18 protein-coding genes and 1 pseudogene are annotated in these 16,561 nt (G+C 56.8%); 14 read left to right on the top strand and 5 right to left on the bottom strand.

The genetic code is table 11. From position 1 onward, the window contains the following. The first annotated feature begins 19 nt into the window (after positions 1–19). Positions 20–229: a YMGG-like glycine zipper-containing protein gene (locus ACR0IV_RS09440; RefSeq protein ID WP_480656903.1), complete on the top strand. Its 210-nt coding sequence runs from the start codon at positions 20–22 to the stop codon at positions 227–229. A 5-nt stretch (positions 230–234) separates the two neighbouring features. Further along, a complete protein-coding gene (locus tag ACR0IV_RS09435) occupies positions 235–603 on the top strand; it encodes a hypothetical protein (RefSeq protein ID WP_480656904.1) in 369 nt (122 codons plus the stop codon). A 4-nt stretch (positions 604–607) separates the two neighbouring features. Here ACR0IV_RS09435 and ACR0IV_RS09430 read toward each other — a convergent pair whose 3' ends face one another. After that, complete coding sequence (locus ACR0IV_RS09430) at positions 608–802, bottom strand: SlyX family protein (RefSeq protein WP_480468842.1); 195 nt, start codon at positions 800–802, stop codon at positions 608–610. A gap of 124 nt (positions 803–926) precedes the next feature. On the opposite strand from ACR0IV_RS09430, the gene hisS reads away from it, so the two are divergent. The 3 genes from hisS to hisG are packed head-to-tail and all read left to right on the top strand — an operon-like array spanning position 927 to position 4,204. After that, positions 927–2,426 carry a histidine--tRNA ligase gene (gene hisS, locus ACR0IV_RS09425; protein WP_480656905.1) on the top strand — a complete coding sequence of 500 codons (1,500 nt, stop codon included), beginning with the start codon at positions 927–929 and terminating at the stop codon, positions 2,424–2,426. 3 nt (positions 2,427–2,429) lie between these two features. Then, positions 2,430–3,518 carry an ATP phosphoribosyltransferase regulatory subunit gene (locus tag ACR0IV_RS09420; protein ID WP_480656906.1) on the top strand — a complete coding sequence of 363 codons (1,089 nt, stop codon included), beginning with the start codon at positions 2,430–2,432 and terminating at the stop codon, positions 3,516–3,518. Next, positions 3,515–4,204 carry an ATP phosphoribosyltransferase gene (hisG, locus tag ACR0IV_RS09415; RefSeq protein WP_480468845.1) on the top strand — a complete coding sequence of 230 codons (690 nt, stop codon included), beginning with the start codon at positions 3,515–3,517 and terminating at the stop codon, positions 4,202–4,204. Before ACR0IV_RS09420 ends, hisG begins: the two co-directional genes overlap by 4 nt. Here hisG and ACR0IV_RS09410 read toward each other — a convergent pair. After that, the gene (locus ACR0IV_RS09410; protein WP_480656907.1) at positions 4,201–4,632 is read right to left on the bottom strand and encodes a DUF1489 family protein; all 432 of its coding nucleotides are present in this window, start codon (positions 4,630–4,632) and stop codon (positions 4,201–4,203) included. The two genes, hisG and ACR0IV_RS09410, sit on opposite strands and share 4 nt — an antisense overlap. Before the next feature lie 129 nt (positions 4,633–4,761). Between ACR0IV_RS09410 and ACR0IV_RS09405 the strand changes: the two genes are divergently transcribed. After that, positions 4,762–7,044, top strand: a complete 2,283-nt coding sequence (locus tag ACR0IV_RS09405) for an adenosylcobalamin-dependent ribonucleoside-diphosphate reductase (protein WP_480656908.1) — start codon at positions 4,762–4,764, stop codon at positions 7,042–7,044. 358 nt (positions 7,045–7,402) lie between these two features. Here the strand turns inward: ACR0IV_RS09405 and ACR0IV_RS09400 are convergent, their stop codons facing one another. Next, a complete protein-coding gene (locus ACR0IV_RS09400) occupies positions 7,403–7,810 on the bottom strand; it encodes a UvrD-helicase domain-containing protein (protein ID WP_480692677.1) in 408 nt (135 codons plus the stop codon). A 7-nt stretch (positions 7,811–7,817) separates the two neighbouring features. Here ACR0IV_RS09400 and ACR0IV_RS09395 point away from each other — a divergent pair, with 7 nt between their 5' ends. Continuing rightward, positions 7,818–8,012, top strand: coding sequence for a hypothetical protein (locus ACR0IV_RS09395; RefSeq protein WP_480692688.1), 195 nt, complete (start codon positions 7,818–7,820; stop codon positions 8,010–8,012). Positions 8,013–8,285: 273 nt separating this feature from the next. Here ACR0IV_RS09395 and ACR0IV_RS09390 read toward each other — a convergent pair whose 3' ends face one another. Next, complete coding sequence (locus ACR0IV_RS09390; RefSeq protein WP_480656910.1) at positions 8,286–8,879, bottom strand: TetR/AcrR family transcriptional regulator; 594 nt, start codon at positions 8,877–8,879, stop codon at positions 8,286–8,288. Between the two features lie 118 nt (positions 8,880–8,997). On the opposite strand from ACR0IV_RS09390, the gene ACR0IV_RS09385 reads away from it, so the two are divergent. From ACR0IV_RS09385 to ACR0IV_RS09355, 7 genes and pseudogenes are all read left to right on the top strand, one after another. Beyond that, complete coding sequence (locus ACR0IV_RS09385; RefSeq protein WP_480656911.1) at positions 8,998–9,375, top strand: hypothetical protein; 378 nt, start codon at positions 8,998–9,000, stop codon at positions 9,373–9,375. Between the two features lie 13 nt (positions 9,376–9,388). Further along, positions 9,389–9,813, top strand: a pseudogene (locus ACR0IV_RS09380) (GFA family protein). Then, positions 9,810–10,700: a haloalkane dehalogenase gene (locus tag ACR0IV_RS09375; RefSeq protein ID WP_480656912.1), complete on the top strand. Its 891-nt coding sequence runs from the start codon at positions 9,810–9,812 to the stop codon at positions 10,698–10,700. The pseudogene ACR0IV_RS09380 and the gene ACR0IV_RS09375 overlap by 4 nt, the downstream one beginning before the upstream one ends. A 113-nt stretch (positions 10,701–10,813) precedes the next feature. After that, the gene (locus ACR0IV_RS09370; RefSeq protein WP_480503697.1) at positions 10,814–11,773 is read left to right on the top strand and encodes an HlyD family secretion protein; all 960 of its coding nucleotides are present in this window, start codon (positions 10,814–10,816) and stop codon (positions 11,771–11,773) included. Then, positions 11,770–12,696 (top strand): ABC transporter ATP-binding protein, encoded by a 927-nt coding sequence (locus tag ACR0IV_RS09365; RefSeq protein WP_480656913.1) that lies wholly within the window; start codon positions 11,770–11,772, stop codon positions 12,694–12,696. Before ACR0IV_RS09370 ends, ACR0IV_RS09365 begins: the two co-directional genes overlap by 4 nt. Further along, the gene (locus tag ACR0IV_RS09360; protein ID WP_480656914.1) at positions 12,693–13,838 is read left to right on the top strand and encodes an ABC transporter permease; all 1,146 of its coding nucleotides are present in this window, start codon (positions 12,693–12,695) and stop codon (positions 13,836–13,838) included. Before ACR0IV_RS09365 ends, ACR0IV_RS09360 begins: the two co-directional genes overlap by 4 nt. Positions 13,839–14,081: 243 nt before the next feature. Beyond that, positions 14,082–15,953 (top strand): adenylate/guanylate cyclase domain-containing protein, encoded by a 1,872-nt coding sequence (locus tag ACR0IV_RS09355; protein ID WP_480656915.1) that lies wholly within the window; start codon positions 14,082–14,084, stop codon positions 15,951–15,953. 114 nt (positions 15,954–16,067) lie between these two features. On the opposite strand, the gene ACR0IV_RS09350 is transcribed toward ACR0IV_RS09355, so the two are convergent. After that, positions 16,068–16,469 (bottom strand): SgcJ/EcaC family oxidoreductase, encoded by a 402-nt coding sequence (locus tag ACR0IV_RS09350; RefSeq protein ID WP_480656916.1) that lies wholly within the window; start codon positions 16,467–16,469, stop codon positions 16,068–16,070. Positions 16,470–16,561: the final 92 nt, after the last annotated feature.

Here is a 16,561-nt window from a genome sequence, read left to right as displayed (position 1 = left end):
GAAACAGGAGGGCATTGGTTTGGCATTTTCAGGTATTGGTTCCAGAGCGATGGTTTTGGCGGGTGCAATCTCGCTTACCGTGGCGACCGCGGCATTTGCGGATGATAAGAAGAAAAAGACCATCGAAGGCGCGCTGATTGGTGCCGGTGTTGGTGCGCTGATCGGTGACGGCAAGGGCGCGGCGATCGGTGGTGTAGCCGGGGCGATTATCGGACATAACTGGAAATGACTGCCATGCGTATGACCTCATTCAGAAGTGCTTTTGCAGGGATTTGCGTGTTACTGCCGGGTTGGTCGATAGCTGACGAGGCTGCAGATCAGATGGTGCAGGATGCGTTGCCTGTGATGCACTACACATGCGCCTCGATTGCTGAAGAAGCGGATGGTGACGAAGCCTTTGTTGTGGCCGTTGTTGAAAAGATGACGGCCCTGTCGCTCTACAATCGCCAGATCAATATCGAAGATCATGCGACGACCGACGAAGAAAAAACCCAACTGCGCGAAACCTTCATCGCTGCATTGTCCGAGGGTTGCGCAGCGGACAAAGATGCCCTGTTGGGAGGAGTGGTCGATAACGCGGTGAAATCTACGCTGGGGTTATGACCGCTTAGTAATGCGGTGGGCGTTCGTCGCCGAACACGACCCCGCCTGATCCTTCCTGTGCCCGTTCGGCCTCGCGCTGTAGCAGCATCTCGATCCGGCGGGTGAGGCGGTCGATTTCGCTCTGTTGTTTGGTCACAACCGCGTTCAACTCGTCCACGGTGCGAGTCAGATGGGCGATCTGTTCTTCCAGATGCTGCATAGAGTTCTCCTTACACGCGTCTCATAGCGACCCTGTGACGCCGTGGCCAGTGAAACCCCGCCTTGCCCCGATGCAGGCCATGGGATAGACCGCGCGCGGAAGATGACCGCGAAGGACGCCCCCGATGGCCAAGCCCAAGAAACAGCCCCGCCCCAAGGCCGTAACGCCGAAAGGGTTCCGTGACTACTTCGGTCAGGAAGTCTCGCAGCGCACCGAGATGCTGCGGACGATTGCGGGCGTCTATCATCGTTACGGGTTCGACGCCTTGGAAAGCAGCGCGGTCGAGACCGTCGAGGCGCTGGGCAAGTTCCTGCCTGACGTGGACCGCCCGAACGAGGGCGTATTCGCATGGCAGGAATTTGACGAAGGCGGCTCAAACGGTTCCGGGGGCGACTGGATGGCCCTGCGCTATGACCTGACGGCGCCTTTGGCCCGTGTCTATGCACAACACCGCAACGATCTGCCCACGCCCTATCGTCGCTATGCGATGGGCCCAGTCTGGCGGAACGAAAAGCCGGGGCCGGGGCGGTATCGTCAGTTTTATCAGTGTGATGCGGATACGGTGGGCACGGCCTCGATGGCCGCAGATGCCGAGATTTGCGCGATGCTGTCGGACACGCTGGAAACCGTTGGCATCCCGCGTGGCGATTATCTGGTGCGGGTCAATAACCGCAAGGTTCTGAATGGCGTGCTTGAGGCGATGGGGCTAGGCGAAGACGCTGCTGCCCGCGACAACGTCCTGCGCACCATCGACAAGTTCGACAAGGTGGGCGAGGCCGGTGTCCACGCGCTGCTGACCAAGGGCCGACTGGATGCGTCTGGCGCGTTTATCGACGGCGTGGGCCTTAGCGACGATCAGGCCGAGCCTGTGATTGCATTCCTGACCTCCAAAGCTGCAGATACTGCCGGGACACTGGCCAATCTGCGCGCTGCTGTGGGCGACAGCAAGATCGGCGCGGATGGTATTGCAGAGCTGGAACAAATTGGTGCTCTGTTGGATGCGGGCGGATATGGCGCGGATCGGATCGAGATTGATCCTTCGGTCGTACGTGGCCTCGGCTACTATACCGGGCCGGTTTATGAGGCCGAACTGACCTTCGAGATATTCGACGACAAGGGCCGCAAGCGCCAGTTCGGGTCGGTCGCGGGCGGCGGTCGCTATGACGATCTGGTCAAGCGGTTCACCGGGCAGGAAGTGCCTGCAACCGGTGTCTCCATCGGCGTCGACCGTCTGTTGGCTGCTCTGCGTGAGAAGGGTCGTCTCAGTGCGCAGGCGACAGGTCCTGTGGTCGTCACCGTGATGGATCGCGACCGCATGGCTGACTATCAAGCGATGGTGGCTGAGCTGCGCAATGCCGGTATCCGAGCCGAAGTCTACTTGGGCAATCCGAAGAACTTCGGCAATCAGCTTAAGTACGCGGACAAGCGGAACTCTCCGATTGCGGTGATCGAAGGCGGCGATGAGAAGGCGAATGGTATTGTACAGATCAAGGACCTGATCCTTGGGGCCAAGATCGCCGAGAGCGCTACGCTGGAGGAATGGAAAGAACGCCCCAGCCAGTTCGAAGTGCCACGTGGCGATCTGGTCGCCAAGGTGCGTGAAATTCTGGACAGTCAGGACTAGCTCATGGCGAACCGTTCCCAGATACAGGCCCGCGCCGTCATGATGCGTGTCCGGTTCGAGGCGGCGGGCGCGCAGGTGGTGGACACACCCTTGCTGCAACCGGCCGGGACGCTGCTGGATCTTTATGGGGAAGATATCCGCGCGCGTGCCTACGTGACCTCGGACGCGCTGCGGGGTGAGCAGATGCTGCGCCCGGATTTCACCCTGCCGGTGGTGCAGATGCACATGTCCGAAGGGGCTGAGCCTGCGCGTTATACCTATTCCGGCGAAGTGTTTCGCCGTCAGGAGCATGACCCGGACCGGGCCAACGAGTATATTCAGGTCGGCTATGAAGTCTTTGACCGCGAAGATCCCGCCGGGGCCGATGCCGAGGTGTTCTCGTTGTTTGCCCTGCAGCTGCGTGGGTTGCCGCTGCGGGCAGCAACCGGCGATATCGGCATTCTGACCGCTGCCGTTGCCGGACTGAAAACAACCGACCGTCGCAAATCCGCGCTTATGCGGCACCTGTGGCGGCCACGCCGGTTCCGCATTTTGTTGGACAGATACGCCGGACGGAAATCAGGGCCCGAGGGCCGGGATGCGCTGCTGGACGCTGCTGACCCATTGGCGATGGATACGCCCATGATCGGCAAGCGCCGCGCTCCGGAGATACTTGAGAGGATCGAAGCGTTGCGCGAAGACCGGGCCGCGCCGCCGATCTCGGACAATGAACTGGCTGGGCTGGAAACGCTGCTGAATGTGCGCGAGACCATGCCATTCGCGCTGGAACAGTTGCGCGACGTAGCGGTCGACTTGCCGCAGATTACGCCCGCTCTGGATCGGCTCGAAGCTCGGATCGCTGCCCTGCAGGCGCGGGGTGTGAATGTTGATCGGCTGGATTTTGAAGCATCCTACGGCCGGACATCGATGGAGTATTACGACGGTTTTGTCTTTGGCTTCTACGCCGAAGGCCGCCCCGATCTGCCGCCGGTCGCAACTGGCGGGCGCTATGACGCGCTGACCCGGCAGTTGGGTGACGGCTCGGAGATCCCTGCTATCGGCGGTGTGATCCGCCCCGACCTGATGCTGGAAGTCGAGGAGGGCGCGCAATGAGCCTGAAACTGGGCGTGCCCTCAAAGGGCCGGTTGATGGATAAAACCTTCGCGTGGTTCGAAAAGCGCGGCATCACCCTGTCGCGCAGCGGATCGGATCGCGAATATGCGGGTAAGGTCGAGGGGATCGACGGTGTCTCGCTGATCCTGCTCTCCGCCGGAGAAATCCCCCGTGAACTGGCCGCCGGGCGCATTCATCTGGGTGTCACCGGCGTCGATCTGGTGCAAGAGAAGCTGCCGCGCTGGGAACAGCAGGTCGAAGAGGTCGCGCCGCTGGGCTTCGGCAAGGCGGATCTGATCATTGCGGCGCCTGCCTGCTGGGTCGACGTTGATACTCTGGATGATCTGGACGCGGCAGCGGCGGGTTTCCGTAAAGCTCACGGGCACCGGCTGCGCATCGCCACGAAGTACCATCGCTTGGTTCGGGAATTCCTGACCGACGCAGGCGTCGCAGATTACACGCTTGTCGATAGCCAGGGCGCGACAGAGGGCACCGTGGTCAACGAAACCGCCGAGGCGATTGCGGACATCACCTCGACCGGCGAGACGCTGCGGGCGAACCACCTGAAAATCCTGTCGGACGGGTTGATCCTGCAGTCACAGGCGACCTTGTGGCGCAGCCGGGTTGCGAAATGCGACGCGGACGAAAAAGCAATACTGAACGACCTGCTGGATCGTCTGCGCTAAAGTACGCCGATATCCGCCAGTGCGCGGTTCAGATCGTCGGGCAGGGCGTCGTCCTGCTCGCGAGTTTCCGGCAGGTCGGCAGGCGTATCCTCGGGTTTCAAATAGCGCCAGCCTTGGAAAGGACGTTTCAGGGCATTTTGCGTGCGGTGCACCTCAGGGTCCAGTACGATGGCGCAACGGCGGATGCCATCCTCGCCGCGCACCTCATCCAGCCGGAGGATGCGCTGGCGGCACTGCACAACGCCCTTGATCACCCAATAGATTGAACCGCCATTCAGAATCTCAGCCTCGCGCTTGGGCCACATGCGGGTGACGTGGCGCGGGAAACCGTCTTCATAGAGCGGCTTTCGGCTGTCTTGCCACGCCATCAACGTGTCGACGCTTTCCGATCCGACCGAAAGTTTGATGAGGTTTACATACTTATCCACAGCTTTCCCACAGAGTCGTCCCAAGACTAATCCTTATATTGTAGCTCACTGCGTAATGTCATCAAGGTGTTGTGGTGAAGGTGTGATCTAGGATAGTCTGAATGCCTCTTTCAGCACAGGGAATCACCAATGAGCCGCTTTGCCGCCCCCATCGCCGAGCAGATCTGGGACATGAAATACCGCTTCAAGCAGGCGGATGGTACACCCATCGATCAGACGGTTGAGGACAGTTGGCGACGCATCGCCCGCGACCTGACGCGGGTGGAAAAGGACCCGGCGCATTGGGAGCAGAAATTCTTTGAGGCGCTGGAGGACTTCAAATACCTCCCCGCTGGCCGTATCACCGCCGGGGCGGGCACCGCGCGGCAGGTGACCCTATTCAACTGCTTTGTCATGGGCACGATCCCCGATAGCATGGGCGGTATCTTCGACATGCTGAAAGAGGCCGCGCTGACAATGCAGCAGGGTGGGGGGATCGGCTATGATTTCTCGACCATCCGCCCGCGTGGCGCGGATGTGAAAGGGGTTGCGGCGGATGCCTCGGGCCCGCTGAGCTTTATGGACGTCTGGGACGCCATGTGCCGCACGATCATGTCCGCAGGCTCGCGCCGCGGAGCAATGATGGCAACCATGCGCTGCGATCACCCGGATATCGAACAGTTCATCACTGCCAAGTCCGACCCGGCCCGTTTGCGCATGTTTAACATGTCGGTGCTGGTGACCGATCCCTTCATGGAGGCCGTCAAGGCTGATGGCCCGTGGGAGTTGGTGTTCGATGGCAAGATCTATCACACTGTTCAGGCGCGTGATCTTTGGAACAAGATCATGCAGGCCACCTACGACTATGCTGAACCCGGTGTGATCTTCATCGACCGCATCAATCAGGCCAACAACCTCAGCTACGTCGAGACCATCGCCGCGACCAACCCGTGCGGCGAGCAGCCCTTGCCGCCATATGGTGCCTGCCTGCTTGGCTCGATCAACCTGGCACGACTGGTTGCGGAACCTTTCGAGGAGGCCGCCCATCTGGATGAGGACGCGCTGAAAGAGTTGGTCGCCACCGCTGTCCGCATGATGGACAATGTGGTCGACGCGTCGAAATTCCCGCTGGCCGAACAAGAGGCCGAAGCGCAGGACAAGCGCCGCATCGGGTTGGGCGTGACGGGTCTGGCCGATGCGCTGTTGATGATGGGCCTGCGTTATGGCTCGGACAAGGCGGCGCGTCAGACCGAGCGCTGGTTGCACGCGATCGCCCGCGCCGCGTATCTGGCGTCGGTCGATTTGGCGAAGGAAAAAGGCGCGTTCCCGTTGTTTGACGCCGAGAAATACCTTGCCAGTGGTACTATGCAGCAGATGGATGAGGATGTGCGTGATGCCATCCGCGAGCATGGCATCCGCAATGCCCTGCTGACTTCTATTGCGCCAACGGGGACGATTTCACTTTATGCAGGCAATGTATCCTCGGGTATCGAGCCTGTCTTTGCCTATGCCTATACGCGAAAGGTGCTGCAAAAGGATGGTTCGCGCACCGAGGAAGAGGTTGTGGACTACGCCGTGCAGATGTGGCGTGATAAGTTTGGCGACACCGAGCTGCCAGAATATTTCGTGAATGCGCAGACGCTGCCCCCGTCTGACCACGTCAAGATGCAGGCGGCAGCGCAGAAATGGATCGACAGCTCGATTTCGAAGACCATCAACTGCCCCGAAGATATCAGCTTTGATGCCTTCAAGGATGTCTACATGCAGGCCTGGGATCAGGGCTGCAAGGGGTGCACCACCTATCGTCCGAATGATGTTACGGGCTCAGTTCTGACCGTATCCGAAAGCGCTGACAAGGCCCCGGGCGAAAGCGCCGATGCGCCGCATCAGGTCGACGGTGGCGAGGTAGTCTACATGTCCGAACCGTTAGACCGCCCGCAATCGCTGGAGGGCTCAACTTACAAGTTGAAATGGCCTGACAGCGAGCACGCAATCTATCTGACGATCAACGACATCGTTCATGGCGGTCGCCGCCGACCGTTTGAAGTGTTCATTAACTCCAAAAACATGGAGCACTATGCCTGGACGTTGGCCCTGACCCGGATGATCTCGGCGGTGTTCCGGCGCGGAGGCGATGTGTCCTTCGTCGTTGAAGAGTTGAAGGCGGTGTTTGATCCACGCGGCGGGGCTTGGATCAAAGGTAAGTATATCCCCTCGATTCTGGCTGCCATTGGTGGAGTGATTGAACAGCACATGGTCAATATTGGATTCCTTGAAGGCGAAGGGATGGGCCTGAAATCCGATCCTCAGGCGCAAGTGGTCAACATGGATGCCCCACGCGGCAAAGCTTGCCCGTCCTGCGGCCAGTTTGACATGGTGATGATCGAAGGATGCATGACGTGCCGCAGCTGCGGTCATTCGAAATGTGGTTAGCACATCTAGATTGAAGCTGTGGAACGACACATCAGGTGACACTTATTGACGCCGAGTTGCCACTTCTCGGCGTCAAACTTGCAATTTTGATAACAGACTGATGGATTCAAACTCATTTCATAGTGAAATGGGAGGGAAACGGTCGTTTGCCGCGGATGCGAAACCTAGCTGAAAAACTTGGCAAACAGCCACGTGTAGCAGGATTGGCCAAGATGTTCGCCTGAATAGGCCCGTCAAGCTGTTCGTGGCTCCCAGTTGTTTCAAAGAAAACATGCCTAACGAAATCAGGGACAGGACCCACGCTTTGGCCTGGCTCCTTGTCCCAGTTTCCTCGTGACAGCCTTAGGTTTGGATAGTTTCACCACGTGATCGGCCTCAAGCCCTTCGGATGCATGGATCGTGCGAAACGAAGTATGCAGATCGGGGAACTTTCGACGCAGGCATATCTGACGTGCCAGCTGGTAACACTGTCTTGTTCAACTGAGTCGGGTTTTGTAGCACAAATCTCTTCGTAGCATGTGCAATCTGATCGACGGAGCGGAAAGTCTTTCCCAGATCCACAGTACGATGAGCTCCTGATTGCCATCAAATACGCCCCTAACTCGTCGCCGAAATTTCGTATGAGGTTGATGTCGGACCCGGTAAATCGGTAGATCGACTGCCAGTCATCGCCAACTGCGAAAATGCGTGCATCATTGTGTTGGGTTTTTAGTGCCTTGACCAAGCGCCCTCGGCTACGGGATCTGCCCTGAAGTTCGTCTACCAAGATGTATTTGAACGGGCTGACAAACTCTCCCGTCTCTTCCTCCAAGCGGTCTTATTTCACGACCGATATGGGCGAGTTCTACAACTGGTTTAATGACACTAAAGAGGACTTGGCAAGCCGCTACATGATGGTCGAGGCATTCGCCAAGATCAACCACGAGGAGACTGATCCCATTCTCAGCATAACAACCCAAACCGCCTGATCATGACCTCAGGTCATCTGGGAAATTACACCAGCTTGACTGACGTGACCCCACTGGAGTCGAGAACGAAATGCAGCAGTGGCAGCCCGCAATCCAGACATTCGCTACAGGCATGTAATGCTTACGCTGCAAGAGATCAGAACTGCGCAACTCACATTGATAAAAGAGAAGATCGAATGAAGCCGACTATCACGCGACAGTTCTCACATTCGTTTGGGTGATAGTCTTTTGAAGTTAGTTGCAGCTGCCAGTTACGCCTGCATACTTCTTAACCTACCGGTTTTTCCATCCTTCAATCAACCCAACCACCGCTTCAGCGTAGCTCTGCGGAAACTGGTCCGATGTCCGAGCTTTCATGATTGTGTGAAGCCCTAGCAAAAGTCCGATCAGCAGCTTTGCACCTTCTACTGGATCAACATCGGCGCGCACCGCGCCCTGTGATCTGGCGCGGTCGAGGATTGCCACAAATCGCCCTTCCAAAGTGGTCAGGTACCTTTCGATTCTGGTGTTCACCTCAGGATCAGAGCGGTCAAATGAACTGATCGAGTTGAAGGCGAGGCAACCGGCGTCTTCGATCTTCGGCATCCGTTCATTCGAGGCGATGCCTCTGATCCAGTTTGCCAGATCATCCAGCGAATAAGTGTCTGGGTCAGGAAAATGGCGAGCATCGGCATTGTCCAGGTAAGTATCGAGAGTCTTTAGGAAAAACTTTTCTTTGCCACCATAAGTGGTCTGCAGCGTGAACCGCGTCAGCCCTGTCTCCTGCTCCAGTTCCCGCGTGCTGGCACCGTGGTATCCGCGTCGCCAAAACAGGTCGAGAGCCCCTGCTACCGCACTGTCGTGATCCGTCTTGCGTTTGCGCGCCACAGATTTCTCCTTGCTTTTGCTATCCATGTGGATAGTAACTGTTTTCTATCCACATGGATAGCATTGCGGGGGCGCGGCAGCAAATACCGTGTGACCCCAACTGACACGGAGACCTGACATGACCGCCATCGACTCGACACCCGGATTGTCAAAGCCAGTCACGCTGCGCGTGATCTTCATCCTGAACGCACTGAAAATCCTGCTGGCGTTTGGTTTTTTCACCGCTTTCAAGTTCTCCGACCTGCAGGTTGGTGAGTTGGTCGGCCCGCAAGCCACCAACCTGATGCTTTATACGATGTTGGGATACATGGCGACGTTTGCGTGCATCGTCATAGCCATCCTCAAGCGTAACATAATCGGAATCCGCGCAGCGATTGTCGTTGATTTTCTGGTCTCGATCCCGGCGACGGCGGTCATCGGCTTTATCATCGCGATCATCAGCATGGGCCTGACCTTTACTTCCTCGGTCCGCGCGTACTTTGCCTATCGCGGCTGATGTAGGCCCTCCGATGGACCAGCCAAATGACATTAACGGCCAATGTATCTGCGGCGCGGTGCGCTATCTCGTTCAGGACAACATCGCCGCTTTCAAACTGTGCTATTGCAGTTTTGTCAGAAGGCCTCGGGGTCAGCCCATGTTGCCAATGTCTTCACAACACCCGACCAGATCGAATGGCTGCAAGGTAGAGACATGCTGACATCCTTCGATGTGCCCAATTCCCAAGTCCGCCGGGTGTTTTGCCGAGCCTGCGGTACGAAGCTGCCCTTTGAGACGCAGAACGGCAAGTTTCTGGTCGTTCCCGCCGGTAGCCTGTCCCGCCCGCCATCGAGCCCCGTTGCCGCGATTGTCGGCTGGGTATCCAGACCCGCGTGGTATGATGCCGCGCTGGGTTTGATCGAAGAAACCTGCATTGAAGAAAGGACCGCTCAATGAATACCGATCAGGTGATTTCACCCGATTTCCCGTTTGACTCGAAATACGTCGAGGTGAACGGGCAGCGCATTCACTATGTCGACGAGGGCGAAGGCGCGCCGGTTCTGTTTCTGCACGGCAATCCGACCTCATCCTATCTGTGGCGCAACATCATCCCTTACGCCGCCCGGCAGGGCCGCGCCATTGCCTTGGATCTAATCGGCATGGGCAAGTCGGACAAGCCGGATATTCCCTATCGTTTCGTCGATCACGCACCCTTCGTGGACGGCTTTATTCAGGCGCTGGAGTTGAAGAACGTCACGCTTGTCATCCATGACTGGGGTTCGGCTTTGGGGTTTCACTATGCGCACCGACATCCCGAAAACACCCGCGGCATCGCGTTCATGGAGGGGGTCGTCCGCCCGATGAGTTGGGCCGGGTTCCCGCCCGACTTCCGTACCGGGTTTCGTATGATGCGAACGCCTGGTCTGGGATGGCTGATGATCTCGGGGCTGAATATGTTCGTCGAGAAAATCCTGCCAAGCGCCATTATTCGTGATCTGGCACCGCAAGAGATGTCGCAGTACCGTGCGCCCTTTCCCACAGCACGAAGTCGCAAGCCGGTTCGTGTGTGGCCTTGCGAGATTCCGATCGATGGCACGCCTTCTGACGTTCATGAGATCGTCAGCGCCTACAGCCGTTGGTTGGGAGAAACGCAAACCCCGATGCTGATGTTCCACGCCTCGCCCGGAGGCACCATCGGGACAAAAGAGGTCGCCTGGTGCCATCAGACCATCCAGAACCTCGAAGCGGTGGATATCGGCAAAGGCATTCATTTCCTACAGGAAGATAACCCCCATCTGATCGGAGAAAAGCTGGAGGAGTGGTTGGCGCGATTGCCCGCATGACCTCGTGCTGCCACGTGTAGCGGCTGAGCCGTATACATAAATCAGATTTCCTGATTTTATGCTTTAACTATCACCCAATACGTTCAAAGGCCAAACACCGGAGGGAAACCCTGTTGAATCTGACGACCCCCATCCCTTTGATTCTGGCGGCTGTACTGCCTGCCTTTCTGGACCGGTGCTCCGGGTCTGATACCAGCGTCGCTTTGGGCGTATTGGCGCGCGACCGGGTGGCCTTGACCGCGACAGCCAGCGAAATCGTCGTCGATTTGCCTATTGCCGAAGGTGCCGTGGTCAAGGCAGGCGACACGCTGGTTCAGCTTGATCCAACATTGCAAAGCTCAAAACTGGCGCTGGCGCAGGCTGAACTGGAAAAGGCGCAGGCCACGCTTCTGAAGCTGCAGGTGGGGCCGCGAGAGGAGGAGATTGCGATAGCCGAGGCCAAAGTCGCGGGCGCTGTTGCACGCCTTGCCGATGCCGAAGCCATCTATGACCGAAACGCCAGACTGGTCGAAAACTCGGTCGTGACCGAAGCACAGGTAGCAAATGATCTGGCCCTGCGCGATTCCGCGCGAGCTGAACTGGCCAGCGCTCAGGAATCGCTTAAAGAGTTGCAGAACGGCACCAGACCCGAAGACCTGGCGGTTGCCGAAGCCAACGTACGGGCCGCCGAAGCGTTGGTTTCCGCCGAGCAAACAGTTCTGGACGACTTGACGGTTACGGCCACCCGCGACGGCGTGCTGGATTCTCTGCCGTGGAATTTGGGCGAGCGGGTAACATCCGGCAGCCCGGTTGCCGTGATGGTCACGGGCCAGACGCCTTACGCGCGCGTCTATGTGCCCGAGCCGCATCGCGTCAATCTGAAACCCGGCGACACGCTGGAAGTACGCATTGACGGGCTGGCCGATCCGCTGGACGGCGTGATCCGCTGGATCAGCGACGACGCGTCCTTCACCCCCTATTACGGATTGAACAAGGACGACCGCACGCGCCTTGTCTATTTGGCCGAGATTGACTTGCCCACTGCAACACCCGACCTGCCCGCCGGAGTGCCAGTGCAGGTCCCCATGCCATGAGTGATATCGTCGTCTCGACGCAGGGTCTGACCCGTCGGTTTGGGGAAAACACCGCAGTCAACAATCTGGACCTCGAAATCCGAACGGGCCAGATATACGGGTTTCTCGGCCCCAACGGCTGCGGCAAGACAACTACCATGCGCATGCTGACCGGCCTACTGACCCCCAGCAGCGGGGCAATTTCGGTTTTGGGCCGATCAATGCCCGAAGCGGCTGAGCCGTTAAAAAATGAGATCGGGTACATGACCCAGATCTTCTCGTATTACCGCGATCTGACAGTGCTGGAGAACCTTCGGTTCGCGGCAGAAATTTATGGCATTCCAGTGAAGTCGGCCAAGTACCGGATTGAAGAACTGCTGCACACCTATGACCTGACAACCAACATTGATCAGCTCAGCGGCAGCATGAGCGGCGGGCAAAGACAAAAACTCGCCCTTGCAGCGACCGTCATGCACCGACCAAAACTGTTGTTTCTGGATGAACCGACCTCGGCCGTTGACCCCGAAACCCGACGCACTTTCTGGGAACAGCTGTTCGATCTGGTCGATCAGGGCGCGACGATGATCGTCTCGACCCATTTCATGGACGAGGCCGAACGCTGCCACCGGTTGGCGATCTTGCAACACGGGGTGAAGAAGGCGGACGGCTCTCCGCGTGAGTTGATGGATGATCTGCAGGCCGATGTTGTCGAAGTTGAAGGCCCGGACCTGCGCAAGGTCAAACACGCGTTGGACGTCCAGCCCATGATCCTGTCGACCGCGCAAGTCGGATCGCGGCTGCGTGTGCTGGTGGATAAATCCAAACCTCAGCCGGTGGACATGTTGCGCGTCCAACTTGCTGCGTTTCCCGACCTGTCCCTGACCCCGCAGCGACCAAATCTGGAAGACGTGTTCGTCAGCGCCACACGGGGGCCAAAACAGTGATCTCGCCACGCCGCATCGCTGCTGTACTGAAGAAAGAACTGTTACAATTGCGGCGGGATCGGATGACCTTTGCCATGGTGATCATGATCCCCCTGATCCAACTGCTGCTGTTTGGCTATGCGATCAACACCAACCTGCGCCATGTGCCTGTCGCACTGGTGGACAGGTCCGGAACCGAGTTGTCCCGAACATTGGCGCAGATCGTTCAGGCCACGCAGGTCGTAACCATCACCGAACATCTAACAACCTCGCAAGAAGCCGAGCGCGCGATCACTGAATCCCGCGTGCGCGCCGCGCTTATCATCCCATCAGACGTCAGCCAACGCCTTGCCCGAAGCCCGTCTGTCGGGCTGGGCCTGCCCAACGCAACGGACAAGACCAGCAGCCGACCGGTTGCCCATTGGATCGTCGATGGCTCGGACACGATGGTGGCCAGCGCAATCAAATCCCTGCGCACGATGCCTTTGACAGAACTGCTGAAACAACCACCAAACCGGCAGGTGCCTACCTTCGAGGTGACGCTTTACTTCAACCCTGAACAGCGATCAGCAGTCAATATCGTGCCAGGTCTTGTCGGCGTGATCCTGACCATGACGATGATCCTGTTCACCTCGGCCGCTGTCGTCCGCGAACGCGAGCGCGGGAATATGGAGATGCTGATCAACACCCCAATCCGTTCGATCGAGCTAATGGTCGGTAAGATCATCCCTTACATCTTTCTGGGTCTCATACAGGTCACAATCATTCTCGGTCTCGGGCATGTTCTGTTCGATGTCCCGATCAATGGTGGGCTGGGCATTTTGTTGGTGGTGACGTTGCTGTTTATCATTGCCAGCCTGTCACTTGGGCTCGTAATCTCGACACTCGCCCAGAACCAACTTCAGTCGATGCAGATGACTATCTTTGTCCTGCTGCCATCGATCCTGATGTCCGGCTTCATGTTCCCCTTCGACGGCATGCCTAAACCGGTCCAGACGATTGCTCAAATTCTTCCCGCGACGCACTTTATGGATATGATCCGCGGCGTGGTCCTACGAGATGCCTCGCTCTACGAGTTGCGCTGGGGAATCCTCTGGATGATCGGATTCGCGGTAGTCGGGTTGTTGGCGGCAACTCTGAGGTTCAAGAAACGGTTGGGTTGAAGACGGCCCCTTCCTGCCATTGGCCAATGGATCGAAACATTGCGATTGCAGTCCGCTTTTCCGACATTCGCTGCACAGGCAAAGCTAATGGAGCGTCGGACTCACAAAAAGCGCTACAAGCTATCCTTTCCTGATCACATCTACGATGGCTTCTTTCGCTGGCGAAATATCACGCGTCACCTTGTATCTGGATTGGATTCGCCTTTTTGGCTAACCTGTTGGTTGAGCTAGGGAGGTTGGGCATTGGAACGACGCCTCACGGCGATACTTGCTGCAGACGTGGTAGGTTACAGCCGCCTCATTCGGGAGAATGAAGCGCGCACTCTGACGGCCATAAAGGCGCATCGCGAAGATCTGATAGAACCTATCGTTTCAGCCCGAAAAGGGCGCATCGTCAAATTGATGGGCGATGGTCTTCTTATCGAATTTGCCAGCGCCGTTGAAGCGGTGCAATGCTCGATCGAGTTTCAACATTACATCGGATTGAACAACAAGGACGTTCCGGAAAAGAACCAGATACACTACCGAATTGGGATCAACGTCGGCGACATCGTTGTGGAGAACGATGACATTTACGGGGACGGAGTAAACATCGCGTCGCGCCTGGAGGGTTTGGCGATGCCCGATGGCATCTACATGGCGGCCAGCGTATATGATCAGATAAAAGACAAACTCGACCTCAACATCGAAGATCTTGGATTGCACGAGGTCAAGAACATCGAAGAACCCATTCGTGTTTTCAGCCTTTTGCTTGATGACAAAGCAAAGGATCTCGTTTCCACTATTGCCCAACCCGCAGCACCCGCACGTCGAACAAGGTTGGTCGCTGTCGCAATCGCGGTGGCAGTTGTGGTCGGGGGGACGGTCTTGTGGCAGGCTTTGAGCGCTTCGAACTCATCGCCCGATGCCACCGCTGTCCCGCTAACCGGCAAACCGTCCATCGCCGTATTGGCGTTCGACAATTTGAACAGCGATCCGGAACATGATTATCTCAGCGACAGCTTCAGCGAAAACATCATCACTGCGCTCTCCCGATTTGTCGACTTCTTCGTGATCTCCCGCAATTCGACGTTTACCTACAAGGACCAACCGGTAAAGGTACAACAGGTGGCCGAGGAATTGGGGGTTCGCTACGTCGTCGAGGGCAGTGTCCAAATATCTGGAGACAAATTGCGGGTCACAGCGCAATTGATAGACGCGACAAACGGCAAACATCTTTGGGCAGAAAATTACGACCGCGATCTTCAGGACATTTTTGCGGTCCAAGACGAAGTCACACGAACGATCGCCCTGACTCTCAATGAAAACATCGACCTGGCCGAGTATGACCGGCTGGAACACCAACCCACTGACAATTTGAGTGCTTACGAGCTGTTTAAGCGCGCGCAGGAACAGTCGTTCACATTCACAAAAGAAGGCAACATTCTTGCGATGGAATTGAGCGCAAAAGCAATCGCACTCGATCCGAATTTCGCAAGCGCGTATATCGAACTCGCTTGGGCACATAACTTCGGTTATCGCTGGGGGTGGACTGAAATCACATCTCGTGAAGAATCCCTGGCTCTCGCGTTTGAAATGGCCAGAAAAGCGATAAAACTGGAGCCATTCAATTTCAAAGCTCATCAGGTTCTGGCAAGTATAACAGTGCAAAGTGGCGATCTTGAGAAGGCCGCATCACTTTACGAGAAAGCGATTGCTTTAAACCCGAACTCCGCTCAGGTACTCGCCGATTCAATTGATCCTTTGATCTATAGTGGAAGGGCAGATGAAGCCGTTGACCGGATGAAGGCTGCCATGCGTCTCAATCCACATCATCCAGATTGGTATCTGTGGAATCTGGGTTGGGCTCAGTACTTCGCGGAGGACTACGAAGGAGCGCTGGCTTCAATCGAGAAGATGAACGGGGTCCCGGATCGCCTCAGACGTACCCTTGCACCGATCTTGCTGCGGTTGGGGCGGGATGACGAAGCCCGCACCATGATGGGCGAATTCCTAGTAGACAATCCCGACTACGACATTGAAGAGGCGAAAGCTGCTCCGTTCACCGACAACGAGTTCCACAATCGCTGGTTAGATGATTTGCGAACATTGGGAGTTCCAGAAAACGCGTCATAGCGGCTTACACACTCTGCTGTCATTTGTCGCATTCGCAACTTCACGAGGATCGCAACTCGTACTTGCTCCATGCGAGTTCAATTATTCTCCGCATGGGTCAATATTCGAGGAGTATCATGGCACTTGACCAGCGACTTGTCGTTCGTAATCCATGGCATCAAACCAGCCTAGTGAATTGGTTATACGACAGTTATCGTCCAGTTCCCATTCTTCCCAACCGCTGGCCTTGACGAGGTTACCCGTATCCGAATGATGCCCTTCAAGGGTCCAACCAAAGATGGCATGATCTCCGGCAAAACGAACAAAATCCCTTGTAAGTTTCAAATTGGGAAATGAAGACATGAAGCCACCCGCCATGGCAATTATCGCGTCGCGCCCAAATTGGTTTTCCCCTCGGTTGATCGTGATACCCTTGTCAGGAGCATAGTGATCGGCGACTGCCTCGGGATTTCCGGAGTTCCATGCCGCAGTGTAAGCCTCGGTCATTTTTTCGAACGCAATTTTGTTCAGTCGCATCTCTGCCTTCCCATCTCCAGATCCCATGCCAGCTTAGTTGGCGCCCTACTCTTATGTCCACAAGCCAAATATGGCGTTATTCTGTAGCGAAT

The sequence above is a fragment of the Ruegeria sp. C2 genome, from assembly GCF_056537765.1.
This window is presented reverse-complemented; position numbering and strand designations above follow the sequence as displayed.

Bases quoted from the DNA above. Each gene is read 5' to 3' on its own strand.
- ACR0IV_RS09435 (WP_480656904.1), top strand. From the start codon at position 235: ATGCGTATGACCTCATTCAGAAGTGCTTTTGCAGGGATTTGCGTGTTA.
- ACR0IV_RS09430 (WP_480468842.1), bottom strand. From the start codon at position 802: ATGCAGCATCTGGAAGAACAGATCGCCCATCTGACTCGCACCGTGGAC.
- hisS (WP_480656905.1), top strand. From the start codon at position 927: ATGGCCAAGCCCAAGAAACAGCCCCGCCCCAAGGCCGTAACGCCGAAA.
- ACR0IV_RS09420 (WP_480656906.1), top strand. From the start codon at position 2,430: ATGGCGAACCGTTCCCAGATACAGGCCCGCGCCGTCATGATGCGTGTC.
- hisG (WP_480468845.1), top strand. From the start codon at position 3,515: ATGAGCCTGAAACTGGGCGTGCCCTCAAAGGGCCGGTTGATGGATAAA.
- ACR0IV_RS09405 (WP_480656908.1), top strand. From the start codon at position 4,762: ATGAGCCGCTTTGCCGCCCCCATCGCCGAGCAGATCTGGGACATGAAA.
- ACR0IV_RS09385 (WP_480656911.1), top strand. From the start codon at position 8,998: ATGACCGCCATCGACTCGACACCCGGATTGTCAAAGCCAGTCACGCTG.
- ACR0IV_RS09375 (WP_480656912.1), top strand. From the start codon at position 9,810: ATGAATACCGATCAGGTGATTTCACCCGATTTCCCGTTTGACTCGAAA.
- ACR0IV_RS09365 (WP_480656913.1), top strand. From the start codon at position 11,770: ATGAGTGATATCGTCGTCTCGACGCAGGGTCTGACCCGTCGGTTTGGG.
- ACR0IV_RS09350 (WP_480656916.1), bottom strand. From the start codon at position 16,469: ATGCGACTGAACAAAATTGCGTTCGAAAAAATGACCGAGGCTTACACT.